This is a genomic window from Bacillus sp. LM 4-2 (assembly GCF_000978495.1).
GTDB lineage: Bacteria > Bacillota > Bacilli > Bacillales > Bacillaceae > Bacillus > Bacillus subtilis.
Genome location: NZ_CP011101.1, coordinates 3,943,069 through 3,958,880, shown reverse-complemented (window position 1 = coordinate 3,958,880; position 15,812 = coordinate 3,943,069). Strand labels below are relative to the sequence as shown.

The 15,812-nt window shown below is 43.2% G+C and carries 14 protein-coding genes; 6 read left to right on the top strand and 8 right to left on the bottom strand.

The features are described 5' to 3' along the window. The first annotated feature begins 12 nt into the window (after positions 1–12). Positions 13–1,245, top strand: a complete 1,233-nt coding sequence (locus bslm_RS19660; protein WP_003243209.1) for an outer membrane protein assembly factor BamB family protein — start codon at positions 13–15, stop codon at positions 1,243–1,245. Between the two features lie 63 nt (positions 1,246–1,308). On the opposite strand, the gene bslm_RS19655 is transcribed toward bslm_RS19660, so the two are convergent. The 5 genes from bslm_RS19655 to bslm_RS19635 are packed head-to-tail and all read right to left on the bottom strand — an operon-like array spanning position 1,309 to position 6,258. Then, the gene (locus bslm_RS19655) at positions 1,309–2,508 is read right to left on the bottom strand and encodes an MFS transporter (RefSeq protein WP_003244232.1); all 1,200 of its coding nucleotides are present in this window, start codon (positions 2,506–2,508) and stop codon (positions 1,309–1,311) included. Next, positions 2,505–4,748 carry an asparagine synthase (glutamine-hydrolyzing) gene (gene asnB / locus bslm_RS19650; protein ID WP_003244103.1) on the bottom strand — a complete coding sequence of 748 codons (2,244 nt, stop codon included), beginning with the start codon at positions 4,746–4,748 and terminating at the stop codon, positions 2,505–2,507. The genes bslm_RS19655 and asnB overlap by 4 nt, the downstream gene beginning before the upstream one ends. Before the next feature lie 20 nt (positions 4,749–4,768). Further along, entirely contained in the window at positions 4,769–5,251 is a 483-nt protein-coding gene (locus bslm_RS19645; RefSeq protein WP_003243073.1) for a hypothetical protein, read from the bottom strand. 3 nt (positions 5,252–5,254) lie between these two features. After that, positions 5,255–5,524 carry a PqqD family protein gene (locus tag bslm_RS19640; protein ID WP_003242779.1) on the bottom strand — a complete coding sequence of 90 codons (270 nt, stop codon included), beginning with the start codon at positions 5,522–5,524 and terminating at the stop codon, positions 5,255–5,257. Then, positions 5,524–6,258: a class I SAM-dependent methyltransferase gene (locus bslm_RS19635; RefSeq protein WP_003243600.1), complete on the bottom strand. Its 735-nt coding sequence runs from the start codon at positions 6,256–6,258 to the stop codon at positions 5,524–5,526. Before bslm_RS19635 ends, bslm_RS19640 begins: the two co-directional genes overlap by 1 nt. 508 nt (positions 6,259–6,766) lie before the next feature. On the opposite strand from bslm_RS19635, the gene bslm_RS19630 reads away from it, so the two are divergent. Together bslm_RS19630 and bslm_RS19625 are read left to right on the top strand one after the other, a co-directional pair. Next, complete coding sequence (locus bslm_RS19630) at positions 6,767–7,759, top strand: JmjC domain-containing protein (protein ID WP_003243554.1); 993 nt, start codon at positions 6,767–6,769, stop codon at positions 7,757–7,759. A 79-nt stretch (positions 7,760–7,838) separates the two neighbouring features. Then, entirely contained in the window at positions 7,839–8,318 is a 480-nt protein-coding gene (locus bslm_RS19625; RefSeq protein ID WP_003244176.1) for a GNAT family N-acetyltransferase, read from the top strand. A 38-nt stretch (positions 8,319–8,356) separates the two neighbouring features. Here the strand turns inward: bslm_RS19625 and bslm_RS19620 are convergent, their stop codons facing one another. Beyond that, on the bottom strand, positions 8,357–9,694 hold the full coding sequence (locus tag bslm_RS19620; RefSeq protein WP_003243415.1) for an aldehyde dehydrogenase family protein: 1,338 nt from the start codon (positions 9,692–9,694) through the stop codon (positions 8,357–8,359). A gap of 142 nt (positions 9,695–9,836) precedes the next feature. Here bslm_RS19620 and bslm_RS19615 point away from each other — a divergent pair, with 142 nt between their 5' ends. Next, positions 9,837–10,979, top strand: a complete 1,143-nt coding sequence (locus bslm_RS19615) for a TetR/AcrR family transcriptional regulator (RefSeq protein WP_003243187.1) — start codon at positions 9,837–9,839, stop codon at positions 10,977–10,979. Positions 10,980–11,007: 28 nt separating this feature from the next. Here the strand turns inward: bslm_RS19615 and bslm_RS19610 are convergent, their stop codons facing one another. Further along, complete coding sequence (locus bslm_RS19610) at positions 11,008–11,829, bottom strand: SDR family oxidoreductase (protein ID WP_003244072.1); 822 nt, start codon at positions 11,827–11,829, stop codon at positions 11,008–11,010. 116 nt (positions 11,830–11,945) lie between these two features. On the opposite strand from bslm_RS19610, the gene bslm_RS19605 reads away from it, so the two are divergent. Continuing rightward, positions 11,946–12,197, top strand: a complete 252-nt coding sequence (locus bslm_RS19605) for a hypothetical protein (RefSeq protein ID WP_003244458.1) — start codon at positions 11,946–11,948, stop codon at positions 12,195–12,197. Between the two features lie 167 nt (positions 12,198–12,364). Continuing rightward, positions 12,365–14,245, top strand: coding sequence for a molecular chaperone HtpG (htpG, locus tag bslm_RS19600; protein ID WP_003243561.1), 1,881 nt, complete (start codon positions 12,365–12,367; stop codon positions 14,243–14,245). 41 nt (positions 14,246–14,286) lie between these two features. On the opposite strand, the gene bslm_RS19595 is transcribed toward htpG, so the two are convergent. After that, a complete protein-coding gene (locus bslm_RS19595; RefSeq protein ID WP_003244055.1) occupies positions 14,287–15,672 on the bottom strand; it encodes a sugar porter family MFS transporter in 1,386 nt (461 codons plus the stop codon). Between the last annotated feature and the right edge of the window lie 140 nt (positions 15,673–15,812).

Below are 15,812 nucleotides of genomic sequence, written 5' to 3'. Positions count from 1 at the left end.
GGGGTCTCAATGATGGTCAAGTCATTTCGTATGAAAGCTTTGATTGCGGGAGCTGCGGTGGCGGCGGCTGTTTCGGCCGGCGCTGTTTCTGATGTGCCCGCTGCCAAAGTGCTTCAGCCGACAGCTGCTTATGCGGCGGAAACGGTGTTTTCTCAAAATAATGGAGCATCTGGCTTTTTGCCAGGAAGATATGATGTACAAGCGATGGCGCCTGCCATGTTTAACTGGTCACGCGAAAGCCGGTTCGCCGGAAATACAGACGGGACGCTGAAATGGCAAAACGACATCAGAACGACTCCGCAAAATGGAGCGGGGGCTGTGATTGACGGAGACGGCACAGTATATCTTCATTCCAGAGACGGGGAAATGAAAGCCTTTAATCCAGACGGCTCAGTCAAATGGGTGACGGGCAATCTTGGAAAAACATATACGCAATCTCCTGTACTTGGGACCAACGGCGTTATCTATTTGGCATCCTATGACAAAAAGATTTATTTTATTGACAAAGAAACGGGAGAAATTTTAACAACGGTTCCGTTAAGCGGCGGGCCAAGCTCTGAAACGGTGATCGGTTCAGACGGGACGTTGTATTTCTCAACACTTGATAATTATGTTCACGCGATCAAACCGACGTCAAAATCAACCTGGACAGAGCGCTGGAAGTTGAAAACAAATGGGGTCGTCAGCTCTGTGCCGGTGCTTGCCAAAAACGGCACCGTGTATGTCGGCACATATAATTACGTGTTTTATGCGATCAACTCCGGAACCGGACAGGTGAAATGGTCCAGAACGACGTCAAATGCGTTTAAAGGATATCCGGTGATTGATAAGGACGGAAACATTTATGCCGGCAACCAAGATGGACAGCTGTATGCTTATACATCAACAGGCAGTTTGAAATGGACATTCCCGCTAAACGGGTTCTCCAGCTCATCTCCTGCGATTGATCATAATGGCAATATCTACATCGGCTCAGGAAGCGGCGAGCTGTTTTCCATCAGCAAAAACGGGGATATGAACTGGTCATTCTACACAGACGGCCCTGTCAGAACGGCGCCGCTGATTGACGCGAAGGGAACGGTTTATTTCGGGTCAGATGATATGAAGGTTTATGCGGCAGACGCAAACGGCAATGAATTATGGAGCTATCAAACCGACAGCAACGTCGTGTCTTCTCCTCAGCTCGCTGAGGACGGAACACTTTATATTGGAAGTTATACGAAGCTGATGGCTTTTGGGAAATAACTGAATAGAATAGCAGAAGACCTTCTTTTAATAAGAAGGTCTTCTTACTGTGATACAAAACATTTACACTTGCTGGGATTTTTCAATCTGAACTTTCATATCATTGTCTTTAATCTTAGGCACTATCGTATAAAGGATAATAGGGATTAATAGAAATACAGCTACAACAACAAACATGGCAGAGAGCCCAAAGGCTGCGGAAATGATGCCGAAAATGACACCGGAAAGAATTTCTCCAATTGCTCCTACCCCTGAGTTTAACGAGAAAAGTGTGTTCTTGTATGAATCGGGGAAAAACTTATTTAAGTAACTTGTTACGATCGGATGATGAATATCTTCAATTGCAAGCAAAAACGCTGTACATGGAATGCCCAGCGGCCTGAATGCTCTAGACAATAGAAAAGTCATGACCATGCCCATGGAATCCAATGAGGTTAAAGCGAGATATGGATTTTTTTCGATCTTCTTTTCGAACCTGATGGTTAATGTCAAAAGAACGAGAGCGGTAAACCCTCCTAGGGCAAAAATATATCCCAGTGACTTTTCTGAAAAGCCTAAATCACTCAAAAAAGGCTGCCAGTAACGGGAAATTGTGTCATAGGCTGTGGCTGTAAAGAAACCGGCTATGACGATTAAAAGAACCCTTTTTTTGTTAAAGATAATTTTTAAACTTTCTTTGATAATCTTTATCGAATCATGTTGGTTCTGATCCCCATGATTTGTTTCGGAAACAGAAGGGACTTTAATAAATACAGACATCCAAATAAATAGTAATAAGTAGATCACCATAACGAGCAGGAAAGGAAAATAGATATTTAATGAATACAAATACCCGCTGGCAATACTTCCAATAATTAAAAAAGTGATTAGCAATTGTGTGTTTTTCATCATTTCTTTGCCGAATCGATCTTCCCCTGCGACACGGCTCATCCAAGTTTCAAAAGAACCGGAAATTAAGGAATCTGATAAAGCCCATATGATCATAGCCAGTATGCAAATAGCAGCTGAATCGATAAAAGGGAAGAAGGCCCATGTAAGGATGGAGAAAAAGAATGAACTGGCAATTGAAATTTTAATTCCATAACGATCAGCAAAAACGCCGGAAGGAACTTCAAATATAAGCTTAGCAATTTCAAGTACCGCTCCCATTAATCCAATCTGAAGGAAATCATAATCTTTAGATATCAGATAAAGAATCCAAATAGGCGAAAAAATCCCCATTGCTAATCCCCTAAGTGCGGAAAACGAATAAAAGATGCTCATCTATATGCTCCTTCTGGCAGATTTTTTTGTTTGATCAAAATGATATTGTGTTCGATGGCTTCTTGAATATATTTGGCCACTTCTTCAAGGCTGACACCATGTCTGTCTAAAATCGTATGAAGTGTGTCTTTTCCATTAATATCGCAGAGAATATGCAGCCAAGCTCCGACGTCTTCCTCCGAAACAATAAACTGAATAAATCCTTCTTCCGCAATGTAGATGCAATGCTCACTATCGCTTTCCGGCCTTAACAGAGTGACGCCAGGGTTTAGCGCCAAAATATCTTGTCCTTCACACTTATTGGCTGAGATATTTAAACGACTGGCAATATCACCTTCCTGTGAGTGCCAGTCTTTTATTGTTATCGATTCTAAATGGCTGGTTATGTCTAATTGAACAGAAGGGGTTTCTTTAGTCATTTTTGATAAAAGTCCCATGTTCACCAGTCTTAATAAAAATTCAAAATTTGTAAACTCAGGATCATCCTCCAAATATGTCATGATGGCATGAATGTGTTCAACCTGTATTATGCTGGAGGCATCGCTGTGAGAGAAGGCCTCCTCTATAAGCTGATAATTGTTTTTCTTCAGAAGATGAAACATCATTTTATGTGTATATCTCACGTCCTTACCATAGAAAAAAGGAACCTTTGGCCGGTGGGTATAGCTTGTATGCAGCTCATTTGTTAATGATTTTCGCAATACCGACTTATCCCATAACAAGTCTTTACGGAGTCCATCAGGTATTCCGCAAACCCATTCAACAAGCCGATGGTCCAAGAACGGTACACGGTTTTCGATATGATTAGCCGCGGCGATCCGATCTTCATGCCAGCAATTATACATTTGCAGATCACGGTATTTTGTCAGGACATACGATTGCCAAGGATCTGCTTGGCTGGAATCATTGCTCTTTAAATAAGAAAGGTTTATAGGAGAAAGTCCAAAATGCTCCTCCCACACTCTAAAGATATTTCCCTGCAGCCGATGCAGCCGGTTCATCTCCATCGTATTGACCGATTCAATAAATCCTTCCCAACTTGGGTTCTCGGCTGGTGAAAGTGTCGTGCTGTAACCGCCGTTAAATTCGTCGCTGCCCTGGCCGGTCAGCATGACTTTCAGGTTTGGCCTTATCGCTTTGGCATACTTATGTAAATGAAACTTATATAATTGTTCCGGTCCGCAAAACGGTGTTTCACAGATCCATAACAAATGTTTATATGACTCTGGTTGTAATAACTCATCGTTCCCTAATTGATAGAGAACCTGATGATTTGGAAGGTGTAAATCTTTAGCCAGCCAATGGGCATATTTTGCATCTTCATTTGTAAATGTACTTTGGCTTAATACTGTAAACGTATGGAGATCCTGTTTTTCTGCAGCAAAATGTGCGACTGCAGCTGAATCAATGCCACCGCTAAGAAACAACCCGACTTCAACGTCGCTTTGTAAACATCTATGGACTGAATCTGCCAGCAGTTCTCTATATCCTTCAATCAGGTCATCGGGATGGAGATTCTCACGATAGCCTTGCCTGAGCAAAATATCCTGTAAAGACCAATAGCTTGCTGTTTTTCGTTCATTTGTTGTCAAATTAATTTCGAGATAATGGCCAGCATCGAGATTTTGGATGTTTACAAAAAAGGAAGTGGTTTCTTTATGATTACTGGCTGCTTCCCCGCTTAGCCAAATGTCTGAGAGTGCTTCTTTCCAATTAAATTGGCGGGGACAGTGAGGATGAGAAAATAGGGATTTTATTTCAGAGGCAAATATAAGCTCGTGTTTTAGCTCTGTGTAAAAAAGCGGTTTAATCCCAAAGCGGTCACGAACTAAAAATACTTTGTTTTTATTTTTGTCCCAAATGGCTATTGAAAACATTCCGATGATGTCGTCTACAAATCCAATCCCTTTTTCTTCATATAAATGAACAATTACTTCACAATCAGATGTCGTTTTAAACATATGATTGTGTAAAGAAGCCTTCAGTTCTTTATAGTTATAAATTTCTCCATTTACCATAACGACGATTGATCCATCCTCATTTAAAAAGGGCTGCTGTCCATTTACAAGGTCAAGAATGGACAATCGCCGAAATGCAAAGCCGACTTTGGAATCAATATGATATTGTTCATCATCCGGTCCCCTATAGCTGATGGCATCTGCCATGCCTTTCAATATATGAAAGGTACATTCCTGAGAACGGGGAGCAGCCAGATTTATAATACCCGCGAGCCCGCACATATGTCTCCCTCCCAATAGCGTTATTGATGTTTATAGATATAAGCTGTCTCTACATCTGTTTCTTTTACAATATCGATTTTAATTCCGAGACGTTTTGCGTTTTCGATTGCGAGAATGGAAGCGTACGCAGAAAATTCTTCGGGATCAATTTCAAAATAAAAAAAGGCCTCACTAGGTTCTTTTTCATACCAAGTGTGGGTATTTACGACATATTTATCTTCTGTTTCAAACAATTCAATTTTGTCATAAAGTAAACGTCTTCCTTTTATAAAGAGTTCCACAAATGATCCAACTGGTTGTTGGCTGTTAATGTGTCTCCACTCATCATAATATCCTCTTTCCTCATATTGCTCGTGAATCCAGCTTACAATATCTTGATGAGTCAATCCTTGTTTTTTGGCAAAGGCAAGCAGAGTGATGATGTAATTTACGATTGATTTAGAACGGTGTGTACTCAGCTCATGTACATCGTCTGGTAAAGCAAGCACTTTTTGTTTTTCCAATTCTCATGCCCCCTGCTTAACTTTGATTGCTTCATGATCAATAAGCAACTCAAACAGCTCCATACAATCTTCTAAGCAGGTTTGATAATCAACATCATATTCATTGACGATTTTTGAGCAAATATCATGTATGCTGACCTTGCCGTCGATATGGTTATAAATATCTGATGCCATTTCATTTAAAGTGATGCCCGGCTCTATAATAATGCTTTTCAAATATTTTCTTGATGGCATTTCTGGATTTTTGGATAAAACAGTTGATTCATTGATCATTACAATGCACCTTCCTTTTCTTTTTCTATCGTTAACATCCATGTGACAGACTCAATTTCATGATCAGTACTTTGATCATTTTGTTCCCACAGGGGAGCATCCTCCAGCTCATCTAAGCTTTCTATAAAATCCTCCGGTAAAAAGTGAAAGGTTTCTAATGAATAATTGGGAATGCCGGCATCCTGAACAAACTGGTGAATGTCTTCAAAGGAATAACTTTCTTCAAATGCCTCTCTTACAAACCTGAAGTATTCCGGTTCTTTGATTTGTTTTCGCATAATCTCTAAATGGCTTCCTTGGGGATTAAATGTATCCAAAATGACAATTTTTCCGCCCGGAGCCAGAACTCTATAGCACTCTTTAAGTCCTTTAACAACGTCTTCCCAATGATGCAGGCAAGAGTAGGAGACGATGAAGTCAGCATATTGGTCAGCGTAAGATAAATGGTGGACATCTTCCAAATCAAATGAAATCAGGCTGCTTACTCCGCTTTTTTTAGCTTCTTCTTGAGCGATTTCATGCATGGCCGGGTTAATATCGACAGCATGCACGTGCGCATTTGTTCTTTTAGCCAACTGAATGCTTAAATAACCTGGACCTGTGCCCATATCGATAATGACTTTGTTTTTGGGGGAATACATCCGGGATAGTCTGGCGCCAAGCAAGGGGTAAAGATAGGATTGGTAAAGATCAACAAATTCTTTGTACGTTCTGCATTCTTCAGCCGTAATCATCTTCAGCATCCTCCTTATCAAGTTGGCGTGATAGCCTCAAACGTTAATCGTTTTGGATAAGATTAATGACCGCCAGCTGCTACAGCGCGGCGCAATTCAAAAAGGCGAGGTTTCTTATAAGCTTTTTTCATTGAGCATCCCTCCTAAAATAGAGTACTAGATGTCAAATGCTATATGAGATTAATGGCCGCCAGCTGCTACAGCACGGCGCAGTTCAAAAAGGCGAGGTTTCTTATAAGCTTTTTTCATTGAGCATCCCTCCTAAAATAGAGTACTAGATGTCAAATGCTATATGAGATTAATGGCCGCCAGCTGCTACAGCACGGCGCAGTTCAAAAAGACGAGGTTTCTTATAAGCCTTTTTCATCCTTTTCCCTCCTTCCTTGTAAAAAAATAGGCTATCACGCACAACTAAATATTATAATCCTCTGATAATTCTGTCAATATTTACTTTTAGAAAAAAATGTTATATCTTTGTGGTGAAGTTACTTTTTTTGGGAGGGATAATATGAGTGCTGTAACCGAATCGGTTTTGGAGTCTATCATCAGTCCTGTAACGATGAGTGAGTTTTTAGAAGAATATTGGCCTGTAAAACCTTTGGTAGCCAGAGGAGAAGTGGAGAGATTTACAAGCATACCGGGGTTTGAAAAGGTTAGAACGCTAGAAAACGTATTGGCTATCTACAATAATCCAGTCATGGTCGTTGGTGATGCTGTGATTGAAGAATCTGAAGGGATCACAGACAGATTTCTTGTGTCACCTGCAGAGGCTTTAGAGTGGTATGAAAAAGGGGCTGCATTAGAGTTTGATTTCACCGACCTATTTATTCCCCAAGTCAGAAGGTGGATAGAAAAACTCAAAGCGGAATTAAGACTGCCTGCGGGTACTTCTTCCAAAGCCATTGTTTACGCGGCGAAAAATGGCGGGGGATTCAAAGCCCATTTTGACGCCTACACCAACTTGATTTTTCAAATTCAAGGTGAGAAAACATGGAAGCTTGCCAAGAATGAAAATGTGAGCAATCCAATGCAGCACTATGATTTATCAGAGGCTCCTTACTATCCTGATGATTTACAGTCATATTGGAAAGGAGATCCGCCAAAAGAGGATCTGCCAGATGCAGAAATCGTTAATTTAACACCGGGAACCATGCTGTATTTGCCAAGAGGTTTATGGCACTCCACCAAATCTGATCAAGCAACGTTAGCTTTAAATATTACATTTGGCCAGCCTGCATGGCTTGACTTGATGCTAGCAGCTCTTCGAAAAAAATTAATCAGTGATAACAGATTTAGAGAACTCGCTGTAAATCATCAATCCCTACATGAATCGTCCAAATCAGAGTTAAATGGATATTTGGAAAGTCTGATTCAAACGTTATCAGAGAACGCAGAGACATTGACCCCAGAGCAAATCTTCCAATCTCAGGATTCAGATTTTGATCCTTATCAATCCACGCAATTGGTATTCAGACAGCTTTTGACAAGTTATAAGTTCTAGTAAATACTAGATAAGGGGATTAATGACATAAAATAGGTTGTTAATTCTCTTATTTTTGTTCAGCTAAAAGGAGGAAAATATGAATATTATTCCGACATGCCAGATACCTAAAGATCTTGTTTCCGCGTTTTTTCAAAAACACTGGGGCAGTCCGCAAATGGTTATTTCTAGCGGTATTTATAACTGCGATGAATTAGATGGTTATGGAATGCTCAACGATGATAACCAGATTGTTGGCCTTATTACATACATATTTGAAGAAGATGCCTGTGAAATCATTTCGCTGGATAGTGTCATTGAGAATAAAGGGATCGGAACAGCTCTGCTAGAGAAAGCCGAGGAAGCATGCAGAGAGAGAAATATCAAACAAATAAAACTGATCACAACCAATGATAATATTCATGCATTAGCGTTTTATCAGAAGAGAGGGTACCGGTTGGATCGACTATTTGTGAATGCAGTCGAGACGGCCAGAAAGATGAAGCCCGAAATTCCTTTACTGGCAGATAATAAAATACCTATCCGTGATGAATTGCTTTTGGTCAAGGAGTTACAATAAAAGGCGCTCCTCTAAGGAAGCGCCTTTTGATCATGCGATTATTCAGCGGCCTGAATAAATACACCCTTCTCATGAGAAAACTCTTTGAATCCGTATACCCCATGATAGGAGCCGATTCCGCTTGTGTTGACGCCGCCGAATGGCAGGTTGACGTCACTGAAATGGACGACGACATCATTGATGGCGGCATTTCCTGATGTCGTGTGCTGAAGGACGTTGTCAATCAGATCTTGGTTTTTGCTGAACACATAAAGTGCAAGCGGTTTATCGCGGTCATTTACGTAATCGATGACCTCGTCGATGTCTTCATAGTTCATCATTGGCAGGATCGATGCGAAGATTTCCTCCTGCATGATTTTCATGTCAGGCGTGACGTTTTTCAAAACGGTTGGCGAGATCGTGCGGTCGCTGGCATCGAATACGCCGCCGAACACCACTTCCGCCCCTCTTTCGATGGCATCGTCGAACAGATCTTTGACGCGGTTGAAGTTGCGGTCATTGACGATCTGCGTAAATTTGCTGCGGTCTGGGGTATGATCATCCTCCATAAATCCAGCGTTGACGACTGTTTGTAAAATCCCCGCGAACCTGTCCTGAACGTCTTTTTTAATGAACAGGTAATCAGGTGCGATGCAGGTTTGGCCGGCGTTTACGAATTTCCCGACGGCGATCTTTTTCGCTGCGTCCATCAGATCGTATTCACTGTCAATGATCGTCGGGCTCTTGCCGCCAAGCTCAAGTGTGACAGATGCCAAGTGTTTGGCAGCCGCTGTCATGACAATTTTCCCGACATTTGTGCTTCCAGTGAAGAAAATATGGTCGAACGGCTGATCAAGTAGTTCGGTTGCCACCTCAACCTCTCCTTCAAAAATCGCGACTTCTTTTTCATCAAAAGCGTCTCTTATTACTTTAGCAGCAATGTTGCTCGTGTTCATCGTGAAATCGGACAGCTTCACAATCGCGCTGTTTCCGGCTGCGAGAGAAGCGGCAAGCGGCGCCATCGTCAGCATAAACGGATAGTTCCACGGGCCGAGGATGAGTGTGACGCCTTTAGGCTCGTACATAAGAATTCCGTTTGCGTCAGGGCTTAACGATGAACCGACTTCTTTAGGCGCCATCCATTGTTCCAGGTTATTCATATTATCTCTAATCGCTTTTTTTGTTCCTTCGATTTCCGCTTTTTTGACTTCGTGATATGGTTTGCGGACGTCTTTGCGGATCGCTTCGATGATTTCTTCTTCATGGGCGATGACGGAATCTAAAAAGCGTTGAAGCTTTTCTCTCCGCTGTTCCGCTGTTGAAGCGCGCAAGGCTTTTTGCTGTTTTTTCTGAAGCTGAAAGACACGCTGGATGTCGTCCTTTACTTGCTGTTCCATTGTAAAATCCCCCTCATTTGCTTTCTTCTTTTCTCGGACCTATTATAAGGTGGTACCTTTTCTGTAAGAAAGACAACGGTGAACCATCTATACGTTACCGTACATATATCTAAGATCTGTCTAATGATTGGAGGTGTCTTTTGTGCCGGAATCTGCCGAAGCTCAAGTGAAAGAGGCGCTGCTGGCTTTATTGAAAGATAGAGATATTCAACACATCACAATGAAAGAAATCGCTGAGAAGGCCAAAGTGAGCCGCGGATCGCTCTACCTTTATTATGAGGATAAGTTTTCAATCATTGAGGATGTGATCGAAGACATGAAGGAAGGACTGGGCAAAGCGCTTTTTGACGCCTTCAGTCATATGGATACCCTTCATTTGAACAAAAAACGGCAAACGGTGCATCCGACGCTGTCCTTTGTTCATGAGCATCGTTCCTTTTTTTCTGTGATGATGAACAGAGGACATTTTCATCGTTTTTTTAAGGATGTGTTTCAGCAGGATGTGCTGCTGGCTCCGATCCATGTGAATTTAACGCCGATTGAACGGGACATTTATGGACATTATCGGGCCTTGTACACGTACGCGATTATCCTGTATTGGCTGAATGAGGATGCGGCCGCGTCTCCTGAAGCCATCAGCCAGAAGGTATGGGAGCTTGTTTCTCAAAAGCGGTTTTATTGGCTGTTTGGAAAAGCTGTGCCAGGAGAGCGAGAGAAGGAGAAGCAAATCGACAGGCGGGTGGTTCGAACGAGAGAGGCGCTGCAGAAGGCATTTCTGGATGTATTGGCGGAGAAACAAGACTACGCGGGCATCACGATTTCAGATATTACGCGTAAAAGCAATATCCGCCGTGCAACCTTTTATGATCACTATGCCAATAAGGAGGAATTGCTCCAAACCATGATACAGCGATCATGTGCGGAGATCATTGATCACCTGACGATTGCCTCCAGCCCGAATGAATTTTCCTTAAAGGAAGCGGAGAAGGCGCTCGCCATTCTGCTTTCTGCTTTGTCAAACATGCCCATTGTCCATTTTCTCAATCGGGAATGGGGTGTTCCTCATGTGATACCTGATATGTTCAAAGCGCTGGAATCGTTTTATCTGCATCAGCAAACTGATATTCACGCAGAGAAAAAGCTTTATGCCCATTATGTATCCGCAATGATTATCGGGTTGCTTTTGTATCGGCTGGATGAAGGAAAGGCGCATCCGCCTGAAGTGCTGGCGAGGGAGTTTTTGCAGTTTTTGGATGTGAAGAAATATAAGGTTGTATTGCTTTAAAAGACAAAAAGAGAGGGGGCTCCCTCTCTTATTTCGTTTCTTCCTTCCATTTCTCCTCAATCAGCATCTTCCCAGGCCATGTGTACGCCATGATGCCGCCGTCTGCGGTGATGTCTTCTCCTGTGACGTATGAGCTGTCGTCTGATGCGAGGAACAGTGCCACTGTTGCCATTTCTTTGGGCTGGCCAAGACGTCCGAGCGGCGTGATCCATTTGTTGGCTTCGCGGAATTGTTCGCCCATTTCCTGTTCTTTTGTGCCTGCTAATTTGTCAATCAGCGGTGTTTCGATCGTGCCCGGTGAAATGGAATTGACGCGGATGCCGTTTCGTGCGTAGTCGATTGCCATTGCCTTTGTCAGGTTGGTGATACCGCCTTTTGCGGCGTTGTAGCCGGAGCGGTCAAGGTCCGCGGCACGGCCTGACATGGAGGAGGTGTTGATGATGGAGCCTCCATTTTCGAGCATGAGCGGAATCAAATATTTGCTGCAAAGGAATGTGCCGCGCAGGTCGACGGCGATAATGCGGTCAAACAGGTCAACCGGATATTCGTGCACCTTTCCGCCTTCCTGATCAACGCCGGCATTATTAAACAGAATATCAATCGTTCCGCATGCATCCTTGATTTGATCAGCAAATGCTTTCACACTGTTTTCATCTGACACATCGAGGTGAAAGGATTCGGCCTGTCCTCCGTTTTTTCTGATTGCGTCAACTGTTTCTTCCATTTGATCTTTATTGATATCTCCGATGATCACACGCGCGCCTTCATTGGCAAAAACCTCCGCCGTCGCTTGACCAATGCCTGTCGCGGCGCCTGTGATAACTGCTGTTTTGTTTTCAAGTCTTCCCATGATACGAGACCTCCTTTTTCTATTTGTCTTCCCGCTATGTGCAGTGATAAACATGCGAGAAAAGAAAGGCCAGCATATGTTAAGATGAATTAGAAATTGTTGGGAGGTTTGTATGTTTGAAGGTACAGCATAAGAAGGAGCTCAAGTTTTATTGCATCGTGACCATTCCATCTGCATTTGTTGTGCTGACTGTCATCTCTTTTTTATTGCAAGAGATTACGTTCCCGGTGACTGCAAGCGCATTTCTGAATGCTTCATGGCATAATCTTTTGTTTTTGATACCGTTCGGTTTGTTTTTCTACCCGGTGCATATATGGATGAAGCGGGAGTTTGGCCGTTGGAATGACACAGAAAAAAAGAGAGGATGATGAAGCCTCTCTTTTTTATGAGAATGAGTGAGAAAAAGAGTGAAAACAAATCCAACTAATGTTAAATTTACATATATATGCATCTATCAATCTAATTGACAATTGTCATCTTATGTGATAAATAGATGCTGAAAAGGGTTTACATAATGGTAAAGGAGCGATCAAGAGTGGCGAAAAAAGAGTTTAAAGCAGAGTCTAAACGCTTGCTGGATATGATGATTAACTCCATTTATACCCAAAAAGAAATTTTCCTGCGCGAGTTAATCTCCAATTCGAGTGATGCGATTGACAAAATCTATTACAAAGCGCTTACGGACGATGCGCTTACGTTTGATAAAGACAGTTACTACATAAAGGTCGCAGCTGACAAAGATGCGAGAACATTAACCATCTCTGATACGGGGATCGGAATGACAAAGGATGAGCTTGAACAGCATCTTGGAACAATTGCAAAAAGCGGTTCCCTCGCGTTTAAAAAGGAAAACGAGCTGAAAGACGGACATGACATTATCGGGCAGTTCGGTGTCGGTTTTTACGCGGCATTTATGGTTGCCGATGTCGTGACAGTCATCAGTAAAGCGCTTGGCAGCGAAGAGGCTTATAAATGGGAGTCTGCGGGTGCAGACGGCTATACGATTGAGCCGTGTGAAAAGGATTCTGTCGGTACAGACATTATCCTGAAAATCAAAGAGAACACAGAAGATGACAGCTATGACGAGTTTTTAGAGGAATATCGTTTAAAAGCGATCATCAAGAAGTACTCCGACTTCATTCGCTACCCGATCAAAATGGATACAACCATTAATAAGCCGAAGGAAGGCAGCGAAAATGAATTTGAAGAGGTGCAGGAAGAGCAGACGGTCAACAGCATGGTGCCGATCTGGAGAAAAAACAAAAGCGAGCTGACAGATGAGGATTATGAAAAATTCTATGCTGAAAAGCATTACGGGTTTGATAAACCGCTGACACACGTTCATATCAGCGTGGATGGAGCGGTTCGCTACAACGCGATTCTATTCGTCCCTGAAAACATGCCGTTTGACTACTATTCCAAGGAATATGAGAAAGGCTTGGAGCTGTATTCCAATGGCGTGCTGATCATGAATAAGTGCGCAGACCTGCTACCGGACCACTTCAGCTTTGTGAAGGGCATGGTCGATTCTGAGGATCTGTCGCTGAATATTTCCAGAGAAATGCTGCAGCATGACCGCCAGCTGAAGCTGATCGCGAAAAACATCAGCAAGAAAATCAAAAGCGAGCTGCAAAGCCTGTTGAAAAAAGACCGCGAGAAATACGAGACGTTCTACAAGTCGTTCGGCAGACAGCTGAAATTCGGCGTGTACAATGATTTTGGCGCGAATAAGGATCAATTGAAGGATCTCCTCTTATTCTACTCTTCAAAAGAGAAAAAACTGGTCAGCTTAGACGAGTATGTTTCCAGAATGCCAGAGGAGCAGAAATTCATTTATTACGCGACCGGTGATTCTTACGACCGCATTGAGAAACTGCCGCAAACGGAAATGGTGGCGGACAAAGGCTATGAAATCCTCTACTTTACTGAGGACATCGATGAGTTTGCAATTAAAATGCTGGCTTCTTATCAGGAAAAAGAATTCAAGTCCGTATCAAGCGGAGACCTTGGCATAGACACGGATGAGGATCAAAAGCAGTCCGAGGAAGAGGAAAGCAAGTATAAGGATCTGTTTGAGGAAATGAAAAACATTCTGTCAGACAAAGTGAAAAACGTCAGAATCTCAAAACGGCTTAAATCACATCCAGTCTGCCTTGCTGCTGACGGCGAAGTGACAATTGAGATGGAAAAAATCTTAAATGCGATGCCTGACAGCCAAAATGTGAAGGCGGAAAAAGTGCTGGAAATCAACCCAAATCACGAGGTATTCCAAACACTGCAGGACGCGTTTGAACAAGATAAAGAGAAGCTGAGCCTGTACACAAACCTTCTGTACAATCAGGCGCTCCTCATCGAAGGCCTGCCGATTCAGGACCCTGTGGAATTTACGAACAATATTTGCAAGGTCATGGTGTAAACAGAAAAAGGAATCGTCTCATAAGGAGACGATTCCTTTTTTTATAATGTACGCTCATTCAGCACTTGGTTTTGGGTGCTTTTCTTCTTTTTAAACCGTTTTTTCAGGCTTGCTTCAATTTCCTCCAAGCTTTTCCCTTTGGTTTCCGGTACCATGTAGAACGCGAAGAAAAATGAGAGAAGACAAATGACTGAGAAAACCATAAAGACCCATGCGATGCCCATCGCGCTTAGCATCAGCGGGAAGACAAGCGACACGATCAGGTTAGCCGCCGATAACACCAAAGTCGTGAACCCTGTCGCGGCTCCGCGTGCTTTGGACGGGAAGAGCTCAGGCATGAGCACCCACACTACCGGACCCCATGTCGCCTGGTAAAAGACGATATAGACACCGAGAAAGACTACTGTCATCCACGCTGTTGATGCGGAAAGCCCCAGTGTCAGGAGCACGCCTGATAAAGCAGCAAGGCTCAGTGTGATGCCGACACTTCCCCAGATCAGAAGTTTTTTGCGGCCGACACGGTCAATTAAGATCATGGCAGTGATACACATGATGACGTTGAGGATGCCGATTCCCATTGTGCCGAGCGCCGAAGCTGATGTGCCAAGACCGGCCTTCGTAAAAATGGTTGGCGCGTAGTAGATGACCGTGTTAATGCCGACTGCCTGCTGGAAAATGGCAAGGCCGACGCCAATCAGAAGCATAGGGCGAATCCACTTGGCTTTCAGCACGCCAAGTGTCGTTTCTTTTTTCTCCGCTTCCCCTTGCTTCATCTCTGCCAATTCCATTTCGATGTCTTTGGGGTCATGAGTGATGTTCATGATGCGTCTCGCTTCTTCTTCGCTGCCGCGCTTCACGAGCCATCTTGGCGATTCCGGCATGAAGGCGATGCCGATTAATAGAAGCACGGCAGGCACTGCAGCCAGACCGACCATCCAGCGCCACGCTTCAAACGGTGTGAACAGGTAGTTAACGATATAGGCGAGCAAAATCCCGGTGACAATCATTAAGTTGTTCATTGTGCCGAGTGTCCCGCGAATTTTCGTCGGTGCCATTTCGGAAAGATACACGGGCACAAGTGCCGTTGAACCGCCGACGGCCAACCCGAGTATCACCCTAGATGCAATCAGCATGCCGATTGTTTGAGAAAATGCGCAAGCGAGCGCACCGATAATAAAAATGATGGAAAGGACAAATACAACCTTTCTCCTGCCCCAGCGGTCTGAGCATGTGCCGCTCAAGGCAGAACCGAAAATCGCGCCAAGGAGCAGCATGCTGACAACCAATCCTTCTGTCAATGTCGTTAAAGGAATATCGTTATTGATAAACAGGAGTGCTCCGGAGATAACACCTGTATCGTAACCATATAGCAGTCCCCCTAAAGCGCCGAAAAAGTAGATCATATATTTCCTTGTGTCTTTCTTCACAAATGTCTCCTCCTCAGTTGTTGAGCCAATGAGTATCTAAAATGTATAACAAAGTTAATAGATTAGTACCCATTTCCTATCTCATTTGAAACATTTGTTTTGAACAAACGGAAACGTTAAAGCCAAAAGAGATGATCACA